This is a genomic window from Tamilnaduibacter salinus, from assembly GCF_003096655.1.
Lineage (GTDB): Bacteria > Pseudomonadota > Gammaproteobacteria > Pseudomonadales > Oleiphilaceae > Tamilnaduibacter > Tamilnaduibacter salinus.
In genome coordinates this window covers 167,931-185,023 of sequence record NZ_QEKQ01000003.1, presented here as the reverse complement: position 1 = coordinate 185,023, position 17,093 = coordinate 167,931, and the positions used below count along the sequence as shown (strand labels likewise).

Below are 17,093 nucleotides of genomic sequence, written 5' to 3'. Positions count from 1 at the left end.
CTCTAGCCTCTTTGATCAGTCGGGAAATGTCGTCGTTACGCTTCGGACTTCATTTCCTTCGCTTTTTCAACGGCTTCTTCAATTGAACCGCACATATAGAAGGCCTGCTCAGGCAGGTCATCATAGTCGCCATTCAGAATGCCCTGGAAGCTCTGGATCGTCTCCTTGAGCGACACGTATTTGCCAGGCATACCGGTGAAGACTTCTGCCACGTGGAACGGCTGTGACAGGAAACGCTCGATCTTTCGGGCGCGGTCAACCGTCTGCTTGTCTTCTTCCGACAGCTCGTCCATACCCAGGATGGCGATGATGTCCTTCAGTTCCTTATAGCGCTGCAGGACCGTCTGGACGCCGCGGGCTACCTTATAATGCTCCTCACCGATCATCAGAGGATCGAGCTGGCGCGAGGTGGAGTCGAGCGGATCGATCGCCGGGTAGATGCCCTTCGCAGCAATGTCACGGCTCAGTACCACGGTCGCGTCCAGGTGCGAGAAAGTGGTGGCCGGTGACGGGTCGGTCAGGTCGTCCGCCGGAACGTATACGGCCTGGATGGAGGTGATGGAGCCGTTCTTCGTGGAAGTGATCCGCTCCTGAAGTTTGCCCATTTCCTCGGCCAGCGTCGGCTGATAACCCACCGCGGACGGCATCCGGCCCAGCAGTGCCGATACCTCGGTACCCGCCAGGGTGTAACGGTAGATGTTATCAATGAACAGCAGGACGTCACGCCCTTCATCCCGGAACTTCTCGGCGATGGTCAGACCGGTCAGGGCAACACGCAGACGGTTCCCCGGCGGCTCGTTCATCTGGCCGTATACCATCGAGACCTTGTCCAGGACGTTGGAGTCCTTCATCTCGTAATAGAAGTCGTTACCCTCACGGGTCCGCTCACCGACACCGGCGAATACAGACAGACCGGAGTGCTCCTTGGCGATGTTGTTGATCAGCTCCATCATGTTGACGGTCTTACCAACACCGGCACCGCCAAACAGGCCGACCTTACCGCCCTTGGCGAAGGGGCACACCAGGTCGATGACCTTGATGCCGGTTTCAAGGAGCTCTTCAGAGCCCGCCTGGTCGGCATAACCCGGTGCCGTGCGGTGGATGGCCCAGCGCTCCTGCTCGCCGATCTCGCCCTGTTCGTCAATCGGGCGACCCAGGACATCCATGATCCGGCCCAGTGTCTCAGTGCCGACGGGCACGGAAATGGCCGCGTTCGTGTTTTCGGCTTTCAAGCCGCGCTTGAGGCCTTCGGTGCTGCCCATCGCGATGGTACGTACAACGCCATCGCCCAGCTGCTGCTGGACTTCCAGCGTGGTCTCACCGCCTTCAAGCAGCAGCGCGTCGTAAACGTTGGGGACGGCATCGCGCGGGAATTCCACGTCGATAACCGCGCCAATGATCTGAACGATATGTCCGCTACTCATGCTCGGTTCCTCGTTATCTGAATCTGCTGAAAAATCCTGTCGACCGCCCTGGTGCCGTTAAACGGATGCGGCGCCGCTGACGATCTCCGAAATCTCCTGGGTGATGGCAGCCTGGCGTGCCTTGTTGAATGCCAGCTGCAGGTCGTCGATCAGGTTTCCGGCGTTATCGGTCGCGCTCTTCATCGCGATCATCCGTGCCGCCTGTTCACACGCCAGATTTTCAACGACACCCTGGTATACCTGAGACTCGATGTAGCGCGGCAGGACGTCGTCAAGTATCAACCGTGCATCGGGCTCGTAGATATAGTCTTTACCAGCCGCCATCGAGTCCGCGTCACCGCCATCATCCTCAATGCGAGGGAGTGGTAGGAGTTTCTGGATTTCCGGCTTCTGCGTCATGGTATTGACGAACTCGTTACTGACAAGGAACAGCGCATCAATCCTGCCTTCCTCGTAGGCATCGAGCATCACTTTGACATTACCAACCAGCTCCTGAGCGCCGGGACGATCCCCTAGGTGGGTTTTTGCCGCCACCAGGTTGCCACCGTAGTTCTGGAAAAAGCCGGCTCCCTTGGCACCCAAAGCACACAGGTCGGCTTCGACACCCTGGTCTTTCCAGGCCTTCATGTCTTTAACCATCGCCTTGAACAGGTTGTGATTCAGGCCGCCACAAAGACCTCGGTCACTGGAAACGACGATGTAGCCGACGCGATTGACCTCCCGCTCCTGCATGAACGGGTGCCGATACTCTGGATTCGCCTTGGCGATGTGTCCGATCACCTGACGCATCTTCTCCGCATAGGGGCGCGTTGCCTGCATGCGCTCCTGTGCCTTGCGCATCTTGCTCGCAGCCACCATCTCCATCGCGCTGGTGATCTTCTGCGTGCTTTTGATGCTTGAGATCTGGGTTTTTATCTCTTTGCCTGCGGCCATAACTCACTGCCTTTTCAAGTTGGACACCTGGACCCTATCCGACGACGGCCCGCGCGGGGCGGGCCCGGCGGTTACCAGGTCTGGGTGGTCTTGAATTCCTCAAGTGCCGCTTTCAGCTTGGCCGCGACGTCGTCGTTATAGTTGCCGTTCTCATTGATGCTCTTGAGCAGATCCGCCTTCTCGCTGCGCATCCAGTCCAGCATTGCCGCCTCAAACGAGACCACTTTGTCGACCTCAACATCGTCCAGGAAGCCTTCGTTGGCTGCGAAGAGGACCGTTGCCATTTCAGCAACCGACAGCGGGCTGTACTGGTTCTGCTTCATGAGCTCGGTCACACGCTGACCATGCTCCAGTTGCTTCCGGGTGTTCTCATCCAGGTCGGAGGCGAACTGGGCGAACGCGGCCAGCTCCCGATACTGGGCCAGGGCCAGACGAATGTTGCCACCCAGCTTCTTCATGATCTTCGTCTGCGCCGAACCACCCACACGGGATACCGAGATACCGGCGTTCATCGCCGGACGGATGCCGGAATTGAACAGGTTGGTTTCGAGGAAGATCTGACCGTCGGTGATCGAGATCACGTTGGTCGGAACGAATGCCGAGACGTCACCGGCCTGTGTTTCGATGATCGGCAGAGCCGTCAGCGAGCCGGTCTGACCTTTGACCTCGCCATTGGTGCGCTTCTCGACCTCGTCGGCGTTGATCCGTGAGGCACGCTCAAGCAGACGGGAGTGGAGATAGAACACATCCCCGGGGAAGGCTTCACGCCCCGGCGGACGACGCAGCAGCAGGGAAATCTGGCGATAGGCCACAGCCTGCTTGGACAGGTCATCGTAGACGATGAGGGCATCCTGACCGCGGTCACGGAAGAATTCGCCCATGGAGGTACCGGCGTAGGGGGCCAGGAACTGCATGGCAGCCGAATCAGCGGCACCGGCATTGACCACGATCGTGTGGTCCATGGCGCCATGATCTTCCAGCTTCCGGACCACCGCCGCGATGGAGGACTGCTTCTGGCCCACCGCCACGTAGATACACTTGATGCCAGAATCTTTCTGGTTGATGATCGCGTCGATCGCCACCGCCGTCTTACCGATCTGGCGGTCGCCGATGATCAGCTCACGCTGGCCACGACCAATCGGCACCATGGTATCGATCGGCTTCAGACCGGTTTGGACCGGCTGATCAACACCTTCCCGCGCGATTACGCCAGGTGCCACCTTTTCGACCGGGGCCGTCTGGTCCGTGCCCAGCTCACCCTTGCCATCGATCGGGTTACCCAGCGCGTCGGTCACGCGACCGAGCAGCTCTTCGCCCACCGGCACTTCCAGAATGCGGCCGGTACACCAGGCCTTCTGGCCCTCGGCGAGACTTTCGTACTCACCAAGCACAACGACGCCAACGGAGTCGCGTTCCAGGTTCATGGCCATACCGAAAACGCCATCCTGGAATTCGATCATCTCGCCGTACATCGCGTCGGCCAGACCGTGAATGCGAACGATGCCGTCGGAGACCGACACAATCGTCCCTACGTTTTTTGCTTCAGAAGAGATATCGAGCTTCTCAATTCTCTTCTTGATAATGTCACTGATCTCGGATGGATTCAGTTGCTGCATGCCAATATCCTCAAACCTTTTGCTGAAATCAGGAGCCCAGAAGCGTCTCGGACAGCCGGTTCAGTCGACCGCGTACCGATGCGTCAATGACCGTGTCACCTGCCCGGATAACCAAACCGCCGATCAGGGACTTGTCGCTGTCTGCTGTCAGCGACACCTGTCGGTCCAGCCGCTTCGCCAGTGCTTCCTTGAGTTTCTGCTGTTGTTCGTCACTGAGCTCGTAGGGCGATGTGAGGGTCACGTCGACCGTTCGATCCTGTTCGGCGCGCAAGGCCTGGAAAAGCGCTGCAACTTGGGGAAGTAGCAGCAGCCGGCGGTTGTCCGAAAGGATTGTCAGGAAGTTCCGGAACGGCTCTGTCACCGGGTCACTAAAACAGTCGCAAAGCACCGCGACTTTTTCCGCGCCAGTCAACTCCGGGTGCGCCAGAACCTGTTGCATATCGCGGTCTGCCGCGAGGGCTCCCGCAAAAGCCAGTGACTCACCCCAACTGTCGATACTGCCGTGCTGGTGGGCCTCGCCAAAAGCGGCTTTGGCGTAGGGTCGTGCCAGCGTTGTCAGTTCTGCCATGTTGAACCTCGTTTACAGTTCCGCTGCCAGCTTATCGAGCATCTCGCTGTGCTTATTGGCATCGACAGAGGTTTCCAGGATTTTCTCGGCACCCGAGACCGCGAAGGTGGCGATTTCCTTACGGAGTGCTTCCCGGGCCTGATGACGCTCCTGCTCGATTTCGGCTTTGGCCTGCTCAATCAGGCGTTCGCCTTCCTTGCGGGCATCATCCTTGGACGCTTCCACAATCTGATTGGCACGCTTGTTGGCCTGCTCGATTAGAGACGCCGCCTCGTTCTTCGCCTCACGCAGTTCCTGTGTGGCCTTTTCCTGCGCCAGCTCAAGATCCCGCTCTGCGCGGTCAGAGGCGGCGAGGCCGTCTGCGATTTTCTTCTGGCGCGCCGCCATGGCCTGAGTAATCGGAGGCCAAACGTACTTGACGCAGAACCAGACGAAAATAGCGAAGGCAATCGATTGCCCTATTAACGTAAGGTTTATATTCACGGCAATATACCTCTTGCTATTCGTTGCATTCCGGTGCTTTTAACACCGGGCGCAGCCTTATGAGGGAGCAAAGCTCCCCTTTTTTGGCTTATTAACCCGCAACAACGAAGATCAGGTACATAGCGATACCGACGCCGATCATGGGCACCGCGTCGAGCAGGCCGGCCATGATGAAGGCTTTGGTCTGGAGTTGGTTACCGAGCTCCGGTTGACGAGCGGTGGATTCGATCAGCTTGCCGCCCAGAAGACCGAACCCAATACCTGCGCCCAGAGCGCCCAGGCCGATGATCAGTGCTGCTGCGATAAATACCATTTCCATTGAAGACTCCTCAGGTTTTTCGGATAGTTAAGGGTTGATTGTCAAAGTCAGTGATCTTCATGCGCGGCGCTGAGGTAAACCACAGCGAGCGTTGTAAAAATAAAGGCCTGCAGCGTCACCACCAAGATGTGGAATATGGCCCATGGTACGTGCAGCGTCCATTGAATCCACAAGGGTAACAGCGCAATCAGGATGAATACGACCTCGCCAGCATACATGTTGCCAAAAAGTCGCAACGCCAGGCTGACCGGTTTGATGATGAGGGCCAGCAGCTCCAGCACCAGATTGAAAGGGATCAGTGCCCAGTGATTGAACGGGGTAAAGGACAATTCCTTGGCGAATCCGCCGGGCCCCTTGATTTTGAAGCTGTAAAACAGGATCAGCAGGAAAACGCCGATAGAGATACCAAAGGTGCCATTGGGGTCTGTCGTTGGCACGATCTTGAAGTAATCAAGGCCCATCGCGTGCGCGACGGACGGAATGTAATCCACCGGAATCAGTTTCAGGGAGTTCATCAGGAAGATCCAGACGAACATTGTCAAAGCCAGCGGTGCGATAATCGGATTTCTCGCATGGAAGACATCCCGGACGATGCCCTGGACGAACTCTACCGTCATTTCCACGAGGTTCTGCAACCCTGTAGGCGTGTCCGTGCTGGCACGTTTTGCGGCGAATCGAAAGAGCGTGAGAAAAACCACACCGAGAAAAATGGACCACCCCATGGTGTCCACATGGATCGCCATAAAGCCCATATCCATTGCTTCCTGGCCGCTCCTGGCCATCGTCCAGGTGGATTCCTGAATAACGGTACCGTCCGCCCTCTCGTAGCCGGCCGGCAGTTTACCGTAAGTCAGGTTCTGTAAGTGGTGCTTTATATACTCTACTGGGGTATCAGCTGCCATACTGCTCTCGTCCAGTCATCGCTGCGGTTTTGGTCGGATGAGCCACCGCAGAAGCGGGCTCACCGCAACCATCACAGCAAAAGTGAATAACAGAGCGGACACATGGATCGGCTCTATTAAGATGAAAACGGCCGCGAAAAAGACGGCGGTCAAGGCCAGTTTTATTGATTCGGCCCTGAACATACTGCCCACCACCAGACGTGCCTGTCGGCCGCCTTGGTACCGAAACATCCGGTGAGCAAAATACGCGTTTGGTATGACATAAATCAGACCGCCTGTCAGAGCGGAATAAAACGCCAACCGATTTTCGAAACTCCAGCCGAAGCTAATGAGGCCGATCAGTCCTGACTCGATTACCAACCACTCGAGAAAGGGCAATCGGGTCATTCGACTCTTGGGTCTGGGCATGAAACCAGCCTGACAACGGTTTTTGGATACGCAACGGTCTCTACCCACCAGCAACGCGCCGGAGTCGTTAAAAACGCGCAAAATTATATGTGTTAACCGATATCTGTTCAACAGAGCCGCCGATAAAAACTGGCGGAAAAGCGATCAAATTAGGGTCCTATCCGGTTAGATTGAGCACAAATTTGGTCTCACATCGTTACCCACAACGAGATGTGGTGCCCGGCTTCTCGATTCTTTCTTTCATTGCTCATCAAAAAATACACCTGGCTTACTGAATGTGGCCCAGAATGCCGTCCAGTTCGTCCAGCGAACTGTACTGAATCACCAGTTTGCCTTTGCCGCGCTGACCATGATCGATGGACACCTTTGCCCCGAGGCGCTCGGCAAGGTCGTCCTGAAGCTGACGGATGTTCGGGTCCTGGGGGCCCTTCTTTTTCGGGGCGTTGTTCGTTTCATGCTGCAGACGACGGACCAGCGCTTCGGTCTGGCGAACGGACAACGCTTTCGCCGCCACCTGTCGTGCGGCCTGCGCCTGCTGCTCCGGTGCCAGCGCCAGCAGCGCCCGGGCATGACCCATTTCCAGGTCCCCATGTTCCAGCATGGTCCGCACATCGCTCGCCAGCCCTGTCAGGCGCAGCAGGTTGGTGATGGTGGTGCGGGACTTGCCGACCGCTTCGGCCACCTGCCCCTGGGTCAGGCCGAACTCGTCCTGAAGCCGCTGCAGAGCGAATGCCTCTTCAATCGGATTGAGGTTCTCCCGCTGGATGTTCTCCACCAGCGCCATGGCGATGGCGGCGTCATCCGGGACATCCCGGATCAGGGCGGGGATGTTGGCCAGCCCGGCCAGCTGGGTGGCACGCCAGCGGCGTTCGCCGGCAATCAGCTCGTAACGGCCCTCGCCACCGGGACGTACGACAATGGGCTGCATCACCCCTTGCTGACGGATGGAGTCGGCCAACTCCTGCAGGGTGGCCTCGTCCATGTCACGGCGCGGCTGGTAGCGGCTGCGCACCACGAGATCGATGGGAATCTCCCGGAGCTCCCCCTCATGCGGAACCGGTGCCTCATCCAGGTTCACCTTGGAACCCTGCAGAAGGGCGCCGAGGCCCCGTTCTCCCAATCCTCGTTTCTTTGCCGCCATGGTGTCCGTCATTCTTGTCGTCAGTCGATTCGGCCGATTCAGTGTGTGGTGCTCAGGAAGCTGCGCTCGCCGGCGCTGTCTGACCGGTGCGCCGGACCATCTCACCCGCCAGTGCCAGGTAGGCAATCGCGCCCTTGGACTGACGGTCGTATTTCAATGCCGGCAGACCATAGCTGGGCGCCTCTGCGAGCCGCACGTTCCGGGGTACGACGGCGCGGTAGACCTTATCGCCGAAGTACTCGTTGAGCTGACCCGAGACGTCCCGGGTGAGGCTGTTGCGGGGATCGTACATGGTTCTCAGGATGCCCTCCAGAACCAGCTCCGGGTTCACCGTCTCCTGTATCTGCTCGACGGTGTTCATCAGCGCGGCCAGCCCTTCCAGCGCGTAATACTCGCACTGCATCGGGATCAGGACGCTGTCGGCCGCTGACAGGGCATTGACCGTCAGCAGATTCAACGACGGCGGACAGTCCACCAGGATGAAGTCGTAACGGTCCCGAATCTGGTTCAGCGCCAGGCGTAACCGGTGTTCCCGACCGATTTCGTTCATCAACTCCACTTCCGCCGCCGTGAGGTCACCGTTGGCCGGCAACAGGTCGTACCCGGCCTCTTCGGCGGGCAGGATCACATCACCGGCGGCCTGACGACGTGTCAGCACATCGAAACCCGACAGGCTGAGGGCGTTCTTGTCGACACCGCTGCCCATGGTGGCGTTGCCTTGCGGATCCATATCCACAAGCAGCACCCGCCGACGCGTGGCGCTCAGGGAGGCGGCCAGATTGACGCAGGTGGTGGTCTTGCCCACACCGCCTTTCTGGTTGGTTACCGCGATCACGCGCGCCATGTCTCGCCTCCTGTCTCTGGACTGCGGTCAATGATAAGCAGGTGACGTTCGCCCCCACAACCGGGCACCGTCAGCGACTCGCTGCCGCGCAGTCGCCAGCCGGCCCCCAGGGCCGCCACTTCGTCGTCGGGGTAAACGCCTTTCATCGCCAGGAATGTGCCATGCTCCGCCAGCAGATGATCACACCAGTTCACGAGATTATCCAGCGCCGTGAAGGCCCGACAGGTGATCTGCTCAAAGGGCACGGCCGACTCGAAGGCCTCGGCCCGGGCTGCAGCGACCTCGACGTTGTCGAGGCCAAGCTCCAGAACGCACTGCGTCAGGAAACGGGTTTTCTTCTGATTGCTGTCCAGCAGGGTCAGAGTCCGTTCCGGGCAGGCGATGGCCAGCGGAATGCCGGGCAGGCCGCCGCCGGCACCCACATCCAGAATCCGGTCGGCGGTCAGAAACGGCAGGATTGAGAGGCTGTCCAGCAGCTGGCGCGAAACCATTTCGGCCGGGTCTCGAACGGCGGTCAGGTTGTAGGCCCGATTCCATTTCGCCAACAGACCGAGAAAATCCAGCAGCCGCTGGCGCTGATCGGGCGTCAGGGCCAGCTCCATCCGGGCAAGGCCGTCATCCAGTTGCGTGGACCATTCGTGCGCCGCCACCACCTCAGGCCGTTTCCCGGCGCAGCAGGTCCCGCTTCTTCAGGTGGATCAGCAGCTGGGAAATCGCCGCCGGGGTGACCCCCTGAATGCGTGAGGCCTGGGCCACGGTCTCGGGCCGGACCTCCTTGAGCTTCTGGGTAATCTCGTTGGACAGGCCGCCGACGGCATCGTAGTCCAGATCCACCGGCAACGGCAGGTCCTCGTTGCGGCGCAGCCGGTCAATCTCCGCTTCCTGGCGCGAGATGTACCCCTCGTACTTGATCTGAATTTCAACCTGGCCGGCGACCGTGTCGTCCCCGGCGCGCTCGCCACCAATCTCCGCCACCTGGTCGTAACCGATTTCAGGCCGGCGTAACAGGTCGGACAGCGACAGCGCATCCTTCATCGGACTCTTCAGATAGCGGTTTGCCACCTGCGCCTGTTCGGACGCGGGCCGGACCTTGGTGGTGTCCAGCCGCTGACGCTCCGTGGCAATGCCCTCGCGCTTCTCATTGAAGCGCTGCCAGCGCCGGTCATCGACAAGACCCAGTTTCCGGCCGGTTTCGGTCAGACGCAGGTCGGCATTGTCTTCACGCAGGATCAGACGATACTCCGCGCGGCTTGTGAACATCCGGTAGGGTTCCTTCGTGCCCATGGTGATCAGGTCGTCCACCAAAACGCCCAGATAGGCCTCGTCCCGGCGCGGGTACCAGCCGTCCTGTCCCTGGGCGCGGCGCGCCGCGTTGATGCCTGCCAGCAGGCCCTGGGCACCAGCTTCCTCGTACCCCGTCGTACCGTTAATCTGACCGGCAAACCACAGGTTGTGGATGAACTTGGTCTCCAGGGTGTGGCGCAGGTCCTGAGGATTCAGGAAATCATACTCGATGGCATACCCCGGGCGCGTCACATGCGCGTTCTCAAATCCGGGAATGGAGCGCACCGCCTCCAGCTGGACATCAAACGGCAGACTGGTGCTGATGCCGTTGGGATACAGCTCGTGGGTGTTCAGGCCCTCGGGCTCCACGAAGATCTGATGCGAATTCTTGTCGGCAAAGCGGTGCACCTTGTCCTCAATGGACGGGCAATACCGCGGGCCGATGCCCTCAATGTCACCCGCAAACATCGGCGAGCGGTCCAGGCCGCCGCGGATGATGTCGTGGGTCCGCTCGGTAGTCCGGGTGATGAAGCAACACATCTGCTCAGGATGCTGGCTGCGATCCCCCATGAAGGACATGATTGGTGTCGGGTCATCGCCCCACTGTTCTTCCATGACGGAGAAATCCACCGTCTTGCCGTCAATGCGCGGCGGCGTGCCGGTTTTGAGCCGGCCGACATTGAACGGCAGTTCCCGCAGGCGTTCGGCCAGACCGATCGTGGACGGATCGCCGGCGCGGCCACCGGAATGGTTCTGCATGCCCAGATGGATCACACCACCGAGAAAGGTGCCGGTGGTGAGCACGACGGACGATGCATGGAACCGGATGCCGGTCTGAGTCACCACGCCCTTCGCCTCGTCGCCGTCGACGATCAGATCATCGGCGGCCTGTTGGAACAGCGTCAGGTTGGGCTGGTTCTCCAGCATTTCACGGATGGCCGCCTTATAGAGCACCCGGTCGGCCTGGGCCCGTGTGGCACGTACCGCCGGACCCTTGCGGGCATTCAGCGTGCGGAACTGGATACCGGCGCGATCGGTTGCTTCGCCCATCGCGCCGCCCAGAGCATCGATTTCCTTGACCAGATGGCTTTTGCCGATGCCACCGATGGCCGGGTTGCAGGACATCTGGCCCAGGGTTTCGATGTTGTGCGTCAGTAGCAGCGTCTGGCAGCCCATACGAGCTGCGGACAGCGCCGCCTCCGTGCCGGCGTGGCCGCCACCAATGACGATCACATCAAACCGATTCGGATAATCCACACGTCACCTCGGAACCTGAAAAAATAGGGCGGGATTATAACGTGTCCCGCGCCCGGATTGCACCGCATATGGTTATTTTTTAATCACGGAAGCGGATTTCTTGAAATCAACCGGTTAGCCATTATTTCTCACGTGGTTGTTAAAAAGTTATCCACAATTCTGACGGCTCAATAAAGTGGCTTTGAATTCTATATGTTATTGTTTTAGATGAATTTTTATAAAGTCTTACAAAAGATCCCCACGGTCTGTCCCCGTTTTTGTCCACAGGGTTTAGCGATGCTTGGACAGCTTCTCGCCGGGATCGTCCGGCAAGGTCCGGCGGTGCTGGTGCAATCGCCACAGCAGCCCCAGGGTCACCGGCAGGCTCACCAGCGAAAGCATTAACAGGAAGATCGGAATCGACAGCCCGATGATGCCGAGCAACACCATGCCGAGCATGGCACTGATCACCATGAACAGGGCGTTGATCACGTTCAGTGCCGCGATGATGCGAGCCCGGCGATCCGGCGGTGTCTCATTCTGAATGAATGCATAGAGCGGCACGATAAACAGCCCCCCGCTCAGACCGATGCCAAGCAGGTCCGCCTCAAGCCGGTAGAAACGGCTATCGGTCAGCAATACCCACCAGTCGGGCGACGAGGTGACCGGCGGTACCGCGAAATACAGGTCGGTCCCGAAGGCGCTCAGACCCAGTGCAGCGAACGGAACCAGACGCAGACTCACCGCACCCCGGTTGAGCGTTTCGCACAGCATGGCACCAATCGAAATCCCGATAATGAACAACACAAGCAGCAGGCTGACCACCGTCTCATCGCCGTTCAGGACCGTGCGGGCAAAGTTGGGAAACTGGGTGAGGTAGGCCGCGCCCAGCAGCCAGAACCAGGAGATGGCCAGAATTCCGAGCAAGACGATTCGACGTTCCCGTGCCAGTCGCAGGATGGCAAGGGTCTCGCGAAAGAGGCTCAGCTTCTCCCGCACCGGCGGGCCCGTCGGCATCGTGGCCGGAATGGATCGCGCCGCCAGATACCCCAGAACCGCCACGCTCAGTACGGCGCCGGCGCCAATCCACAGGGCACCGGGCAGTACCATGATCGGTCCGGCGGCAATGGTCCCCAGCAGAATGGCCACAAAAGTCCCCATCCCAACCAGGCCGTTGCCGCCCACCAATTCGCGCTCCGCCAGCACACGGGGCAGAATGGCGTATTTCACCGGCCCAAAGAAGGTGGACTGGACCCCGGTCAGGAACAGCAACAGCAGCAACACCTCGTACCACCCCATTAGCAGCCCGGTGGCGGCGACCACCATAATGCCCACCTCCAGCGCCTTCACCCGCCGGATCAGCACCGCCTGTTCAAACCGGTCCGCAAGTTGACCCGCGATGCCGGAGAACAGGAAATACGGCAGGATGAACAGAAAGGCGGCAAGGTTCACCACCAGATCCACCGACAGACCCATCAGGCCACCGGCCCGGTAGGTGATCACCAGCAGAAGCAGGTTCTTGAACAGGTTGTCGTTGAAGGCACCGGAGAACTGGGTCAGGAAATAGGGCAGGAATCGTCGCTGCCCCAGGAGCTGGAACTGCCGCCGTGTTGCCATGACGCCATAGATCTCCCTGTCGAACCGAATCACCGCAGTCTGCGACAGGCCTGCTCCTTTCACAAGCAACCCGGTTTACCTTGCACTACACGATAGCTATCTGCGACTGCTCACACTGGCCGGCATCCGGCGCTGTTTCATTCTCAACGACGAAGGGATCCAGATCGGGGGCGTGATCAGCGATACGTCCGGGGGCACACGGGGGGCCGACTTCAATCCGCTGCACCAGTCCGGCGGCGCCTGCTGGTCGCACCGGGATTACTTCCGCCGTGCCCTGGAGCACCCCGACCGCGTGTGCGCCTCCCGACCCTACGTTGGCCTGCCCGACGCCGTACGGACCGTGACGTTCGCGACCCGGATACCGGCCGGTCCGGTGTTCTGCGTGGACATGCACCCGGACGAGGTGTTCGAAGGCCAGCTCAACCTGCCCGACCTGTTACCCCCGGCATGGGACTGAGTCGGCCAGAGACCATCGCGACGGACAGTCCCAACCCGGTATGGTCGGCCCTTACTGTCCTTGGTCAGATCCGGTCTTCTGAATCACCAGCACCACCTCACCGACCTGAACTCCCCATTTGCTCATGGTGGTTTCATTGATGACGGTGTCCGGTGTGACTTGATACATCCAGTCATCCATACGGACGTTGATGGTGCCATCCCCGTACGGCACCTCCAGAACATAATTCATGTGGATGGCGTTGCCCTGCCATTCCATGAAGCCCGACTCGGTCACATCGCCGGCGGTGGCACGATAGCCGTCTTGTTCTGGCGTCAGCGTCCAGACCCGGGTGTCGGTTTCGCCATCGTTGTACTGGAAGACCTCGTCCAGAGTGCCCACACCATCGTCATCCCAGCTGGCATCAATCGTCGCATCGAACGTGCGGATGACAGCGCCGGAACGGTCTTTGACGACCCCACGGGCAGTGAGCTCACCCTGGAAGAACTCAGAGGGAACGAGGCGGGGTTGTTCGTCCCGGTAATCCGACAGATTCGGGCCAGCGCAGCCGCCCAGTAGAAGCAACAGCGAGAGAATTGTGACACGCATCAGACACACTCCATGATGGTCATTCAAGCACTGGCACCCATCGCGCCAGCCCCGAATCAATACGGCAGCGGTGCGTCTGCAGACCAGCCCGTCCATAGTTGTCATTAAGGGCCAAACACACGGATATCTCTGCGTCATTTCAGCAAATTGGCTGCGAGGACAGACCCCGGAGTGGTTTTCGTCAATGGCAGCCCTGGATGTTTGTCGTAAAACAGCCTCATCGCGGCGCCACCCGGCGTCAGCACTTTTGCAATGAGAGGATTCGCTATGCCGACGTACAAAGCGCCCCTGCGGGATATGAAGTTCCTGCTCAACGATGTGTTCGACTACCCGCGCCACTACGAGGCGCTGAGCAACGGCGAGAACGCCACGCCGGACATTGTTGATGCCATCCTGACCGAGTGTGGCCGGTTCTGCGAAGAAGTGCTGAGTCCGCTGTATCAAAGCGGCGACGAGGAGGGCTGCAAACTCGAGGACGGCAAGGTCACGACGCCGACCGGTTACAAGGAAGCCTACGAACAGTACGTGATGGGCGGCTGGCAGGGACTGTCCGCGCCGGAAGAATTTGGTGGCCAGGGACTGCCCGCCTCCATGGGCCTGCTCAAGCAGGAAATGATGGGCACGGCCAACTGGCCATTCAGCATGTACCCGGGGCTGTCACTGGGGGCGATGAACACGATTCAGCTGCACGGCACTGAGGAACAGCAACAGCAGTACCTGGTGCCGCTGACCGAGGGACGCTGGGGCGGCACCATGTGCCTGACCGAACCGCAGTGCGGCACGGATCTGGGCCAGGTAAAGACCAAGGCGGAAGCTCTGGACGATGGCAGCTACAAGCTGACCGGCACCAAGATCTTCATCTCCTCGGGCGATCATGATCTGACCGAGAACATCGTCCACATCGTGCTGGCGCGACTGCCGGACGCTCCCAAGGGCACCAAGGGCATTTCCCTGTTCATTGTCCCCAAGTATCTGCCAAACGATGACGGCAGCGTCGGTGACTTCAACAACGTCAACGTGGGCTCACTCGAGAAGAAGATGGGCATCAAGGCTTCTGCGACGGCCGTGCTCAACTTCGACGAATCCCGAGGGTTCCTGATCGGCCCGCCCAATGAAGGCCTGAACTGCATGTTCACCTTCATGAACACGGCCCGGATCGGCACCGCCATCCAGGGTGTGGGTCCGGCGGAACTGTCTTACCAGTGGTCGCTGGAGTATGCCAAGGACCGCCGCTCCATGCGGGCCCTGTCCGGGAAAAAGGAGCCGGACCAGGTGGCGGATTCCCTCATTCACCATGCCGACGTCCGTCGCATGCTGCTGACGCAGAAAGCCATCGCCGAGGGCGGCCGGTCCATGCTGTATTACGCGGCCCGGCTTGCCGACCACATGGTGGCCGGTCACCTGGAAGGGGACGAGAAGAAGTCCGCCGCGTACGACGACAAGCTCGGCTTCCTGACTCCGATCCTCAAGGGCTTCCTGACGGAACTGGGCTACGAAGCGGCCAACCAGGGCATGCAGGTGTTTGGCGGCCATGGCTACATCAGTGAACATGGCATGGAGCAGATCGTCCGGGACACCCGGATCGCGACCCTTTACGAGGGTACCACCGGCATCCAGGCACTGGACCTGCTCGGCCGCAAGGTGCTGTTGATGACCCAGGGCGGTGCGGTGCGCGAGTTCACCTTCAAGATCTCCAACTTTGCCCGCAAGCAGGTGACCAACAAAACGATGCGGCCCATGGCCTGGGAACTGCTCAAACTGGCGGCCCAGTGGAACGTGCTGACCGTGCGCCTGATGCTGATCGCGCGCAAGGACCGGGACATTGTCAGCGCCGCCGCCCACGACTTCCTGATGTTCAGCGGCTACGTGACCATGGCCTACATGTGGGCTCGCCAGGCGGCGGTCGCCAGTGAGAAGCTGGCGGACGGCGGTGACGAATCCGAAGCCTTCTATCAGGCCAAGATCGATACGGCCGAGTTCTACTACGACCGGTTGTTGCCGCGGGCACAGGCCCATGCCACGAGCATGCTGAGCCCGACGAAGAGCCTGATGCAGATCGAGCCGGATCACATGTCATTCATTGACTGAGGTCCCGACCGACGGAGAGAGGGAGCGTTTCGAGGGAAACGCTCCCTTTTTTTCGCCCCTGGACGCGGGGGGTTGAAAAAATGGGCTCCGGACCCGACTGTCCCATACACACTTCCAATAGGAGATTCTAAGTCGCGACGACCATCGCGCATCAACACAAGAGATGTCGTAATAGAGAGGAGGTTCGAATATGGAGACTCGTTCTGACGATCTATATCCCACCCGACTGGAGCGGCCGATGTCACGCTTTGAACGGCTGGATCCCATCGTCCACAGCACCGGCCGGGACCGCTCAGACGGTCCGCTCAGTGACACCGATCTGGCCCGGTATGAACGTGACGGTTTCCTCGTATTCAACCAGTTTCTTGATCCGGAGTTGGTCCGACGTTTCCGGGAGGACCTGCGGGCTTATGAGAATGATGAATCGGTATTGCACTCGGAAGGGACCATCACCGAGCCGGGCAAACAGGAAATCCGCTCCATTTTCGGCATCCATGAACTGTCTGAGCGGTTCGACCGGTTAACCCGCGACCCGCGGATCCTCGACATGGTGCATCAGCTGCTGGGCAGTGACGTCTACATTCACCAGTCACGCATCAACTATAAGCCCGGCTTCCACGGCAAGGGCTTTGACTGGCATTCGGATTTTGAAACCTGGCACGCCGAGGACGGCATGCCACGGATGCGGTCGGTGAGCTTTTCCATTGCGCTGACCGACAACACGCCGTTCAACGGCCCCCTGATGCTCGTACCCGGGTCCCACAAAACCTACATCCCCTGTGTCGGTCGCACACCGGAAGACAACTACCAGTCGTCACTGAAGAAACAGGAGCTGGGGGTGCCCTCGGGACAGGATCTGAACCGGGAGATTGAACGCCACGGCATTCAGGCCCCGACCGGTCCAGCGGGCTCGTTGATCATCTTTGAGTGCAATACCCTGCACGGCTCCAACGCCAATATGTCACCCTGGCCGCGGAGTAACCTGTTCTTTGTCTATAACAGTGTGGAAAACAAGCTGCGCCAGCCTTACTGCGGCAACAAACCCCGCCCGGATTTTCTGGGCAATCGCACAAGCACCGAGGCGCTGACACCCGCGTGGAGCCGGGATCTGCACAAAGTGGGCTAGGAGTATGCTCGGTAGAACGTCGTAGCGATTCGACCATAGAGCATGGCCAAGGGTGATTC

17 protein-coding genes are annotated in these 17,093 nt (G+C 59.5%); 3 read left to right on the top strand and 14 right to left on the bottom strand.

From position 1 onward, the window contains the following. Positions 1–35 precede the first annotated feature (35 nt). The 13 genes from atpD to C8D92_RS05865 all read right to left on the bottom strand — a co-directional run bounded on the left by atpD (position 36) and on the right by C8D92_RS05865 (position 12,775). Positions 36–1,424 (bottom strand): F0F1 ATP synthase subunit beta, encoded by a 1,389-nt coding sequence (atpD, locus tag C8D92_RS05925; protein ID WP_095610059.1) that lies wholly within the window; start codon positions 1,422–1,424, stop codon positions 36–38. A gap of 57 nt (positions 1,425–1,481) precedes the next feature. After that, a complete protein-coding gene (gene atpG / locus C8D92_RS05920) occupies positions 1,482–2,357 on the bottom strand; it encodes a F0F1 ATP synthase subunit gamma (protein WP_095610060.1) in 876 nt (291 codons plus the stop codon). Between the two features lie 71 nt (positions 2,358–2,428). Then, complete coding sequence (gene atpA / locus C8D92_RS05915; RefSeq protein ID WP_116918718.1) at positions 2,429–3,973, bottom strand: F0F1 ATP synthase subunit alpha; 1,545 nt, start codon at positions 3,971–3,973, stop codon at positions 2,429–2,431. A gap of 28 nt (positions 3,974–4,001) precedes the next feature. Continuing rightward, positions 4,002–4,541 carry a F0F1 ATP synthase subunit delta gene (locus C8D92_RS05910; protein ID WP_116918717.1) on the bottom strand — a complete coding sequence of 180 codons (540 nt, stop codon included), beginning with the start codon at positions 4,539–4,541 and terminating at the stop codon, positions 4,002–4,004. A gap of 12 nt (positions 4,542–4,553) precedes the next feature. Continuing rightward, positions 4,554–5,024 (bottom strand): F0F1 ATP synthase subunit B, encoded by a 471-nt coding sequence (locus C8D92_RS05905; protein ID WP_095610063.1) that lies wholly within the window; start codon positions 5,022–5,024, stop codon positions 4,554–4,556. A gap of 91 nt (positions 5,025–5,115) precedes the next feature. Then, positions 5,116–5,343 (bottom strand): F0F1 ATP synthase subunit C, encoded by a 228-nt coding sequence (gene atpE / locus C8D92_RS05900; RefSeq protein ID WP_095610064.1) that lies wholly within the window; start codon positions 5,341–5,343, stop codon positions 5,116–5,118. 47 nt (positions 5,344–5,390) lie between these two features. Continuing rightward, positions 5,391–6,245 (bottom strand): F0F1 ATP synthase subunit A, encoded by an 855-nt coding sequence (gene atpB, locus C8D92_RS05895; protein ID WP_095610065.1) that lies wholly within the window; start codon positions 6,243–6,245, stop codon positions 5,391–5,393. Positions 6,246–6,260: 15 nt separating this feature from the next. After that, positions 6,261–6,632: an ATP synthase subunit I gene (locus C8D92_RS05890; RefSeq protein WP_228151102.1), complete on the bottom strand. Its 372-nt coding sequence runs from the start codon at positions 6,630–6,632 to the stop codon at positions 6,261–6,263. A gap of 289 nt (positions 6,633–6,921) precedes the next feature. Beyond that, positions 6,922–7,794, bottom strand: coding sequence for a ParB/RepB/Spo0J family partition protein (locus tag C8D92_RS05885; RefSeq protein WP_095610120.1), 873 nt, complete (start codon positions 7,792–7,794; stop codon positions 6,922–6,924). Positions 7,795–7,846: 52 nt separating this feature from the next. Further along, a complete protein-coding gene (locus C8D92_RS05880; RefSeq protein WP_095610067.1) occupies positions 7,847–8,638 on the bottom strand; it encodes a ParA family protein in 792 nt (263 codons plus the stop codon). Further along, positions 8,626–9,240 carry a 16S rRNA (guanine(527)-N(7))-methyltransferase RsmG gene (rsmG, locus tag C8D92_RS05875; protein ID WP_423837072.1) on the bottom strand — a complete coding sequence of 205 codons (615 nt, stop codon included), beginning with the start codon at positions 9,238–9,240 and terminating at the stop codon, positions 8,626–8,628. The genes C8D92_RS05880 and rsmG overlap by 13 nt, the downstream gene beginning before the upstream one ends. 52 nt (positions 9,241–9,292) lie before the next feature. Further along, complete coding sequence (gene mnmG / locus C8D92_RS05870; RefSeq protein ID WP_095610068.1) at positions 9,293–11,179, bottom strand: tRNA uridine-5-carboxymethylaminomethyl(34) synthesis enzyme MnmG; 1,887 nt, start codon at positions 11,177–11,179, stop codon at positions 9,293–9,295. Positions 11,180–11,449: 270 nt separating this feature from the next. After that, the gene (locus tag C8D92_RS05865) at positions 11,450–12,775 is read right to left on the bottom strand and encodes an MFS transporter (protein ID WP_116918835.1); all 1,326 of its coding nucleotides are present in this window, start codon (positions 12,773–12,775) and stop codon (positions 11,450–11,452) included. 172 nt (positions 12,776–12,947) lie between these two features. Between C8D92_RS05865 and C8D92_RS05860 the strand changes: the two genes are divergently transcribed. Next, a complete protein-coding gene (locus C8D92_RS05860) occupies positions 12,948–13,232 on the top strand; it encodes a PDC sensor domain-containing protein (protein WP_116918716.1) in 285 nt (94 codons plus the stop codon). A 51-nt stretch (positions 13,233–13,283) separates the two neighbouring features. On the opposite strand, the gene C8D92_RS05855 is transcribed toward C8D92_RS05860, so the two are convergent. After that, positions 13,284–13,820, bottom strand: coding sequence for a DUF3833 domain-containing protein (locus C8D92_RS05855; protein WP_116918715.1), 537 nt, complete (start codon positions 13,818–13,820; stop codon positions 13,284–13,286). A 267-nt stretch (positions 13,821–14,087) separates the two neighbouring features. Between C8D92_RS05855 and C8D92_RS05850 the strand changes: the two genes are divergently transcribed. Together C8D92_RS05850 and thpD are read left to right on the top strand one after the other, a co-directional pair. Continuing rightward, on the top strand, positions 14,088–15,908 hold the full coding sequence (locus tag C8D92_RS05850; RefSeq protein ID WP_116918714.1) for an acyl-CoA dehydrogenase C-terminal domain-containing protein: 1,821 nt from the start codon (positions 14,088–14,090) through the stop codon (positions 15,906–15,908). Between the two features lie 190 nt (positions 15,909–16,098). Continuing rightward, positions 16,099–17,034: an ectoine hydroxylase gene (gene thpD, locus C8D92_RS05845; RefSeq protein ID WP_095610071.1), complete on the top strand. Its 936-nt coding sequence runs from the start codon at positions 16,099–16,101 to the stop codon at positions 17,032–17,034. Positions 17,035–17,093 lie beyond the last annotated feature (59 nt).

Coding starts and splice junctions, on each gene's coding strand:
- atpD (WP_095610059.1), bottom strand. CDS start 1,424: ATGAGTAGCGGACATATCGTTCAGATCATTGGCGCGGTTATCGACGTG.
- thpD (WP_095610071.1), top strand. CDS start 16,099: ATGGAGACTCGTTCTGACGATCTATATCCCACCCGACTGGAGCGGCCG.
- C8D92_RS05885 (WP_095610120.1), bottom strand. CDS start 7,794: ATGGCGGCAAAGAAACGAGGATTGGGAGAACGGGGCCTCGGCGCCCTT.
- C8D92_RS05865 (WP_116918835.1), bottom strand. CDS start 12,775: ATGGCAACACGGCGGCAGTTCCAGCTCCTGGGGCAGCGACGATTCCTG.
- C8D92_RS05855 (WP_116918715.1), bottom strand. CDS start 13,820: ATGCGTGTCACAATTCTCTCGCTGTTGCTTCTACTGGGCGGCTGCGCT.
- C8D92_RS05910 (WP_116918717.1), bottom strand. CDS start 4,541: ATGGCAGAACTGACAACGCTGGCACGACCCTACGCCAAAGCCGCTTTT.
- atpB (WP_095610065.1), bottom strand. CDS start 6,245: ATGGCAGCTGATACCCCAGTAGAGTATATAAAGCACCACTTACAGAAC.
- rsmG (WP_423837072.1), bottom strand. CDS start 9,240: ATGGAGCTGGCCCTGACGCCCGATCAGCGCCAGCGGCTGCTGGATTTT.
- C8D92_RS05890 (WP_228151102.1), bottom strand. CDS start 6,632: ATGACCCGATTGCCCTTTCTCGAGTGGTTGGTAATCGAGTCAGGACTG.
- atpG (WP_095610060.1), bottom strand. CDS start 2,357: ATGGCCGCAGGCAAAGAGATAAAAACCCAGATCTCAAGCATCAAAAGC.
- C8D92_RS05880 (WP_095610067.1), bottom strand. CDS start 8,638: ATGGCGCGCGTGATCGCGGTAACCAACCAGAAAGGCGGTGTGGGCAAG.
- atpE (WP_095610064.1), bottom strand. CDS start 5,343: ATGGAAATGGTATTTATCGCAGCAGCACTGATCATCGGCCTGGGCGCT.
- atpA (WP_116918718.1), bottom strand. CDS start 3,973: ATGCAGCAACTGAATCCATCCGAGATCAGTGACATTATCAAGAAGAGA.
- C8D92_RS05850 (WP_116918714.1), top strand. CDS start 14,088: ATGCCGACGTACAAAGCGCCCCTGCGGGATATGAAGTTCCTGCTCAAC.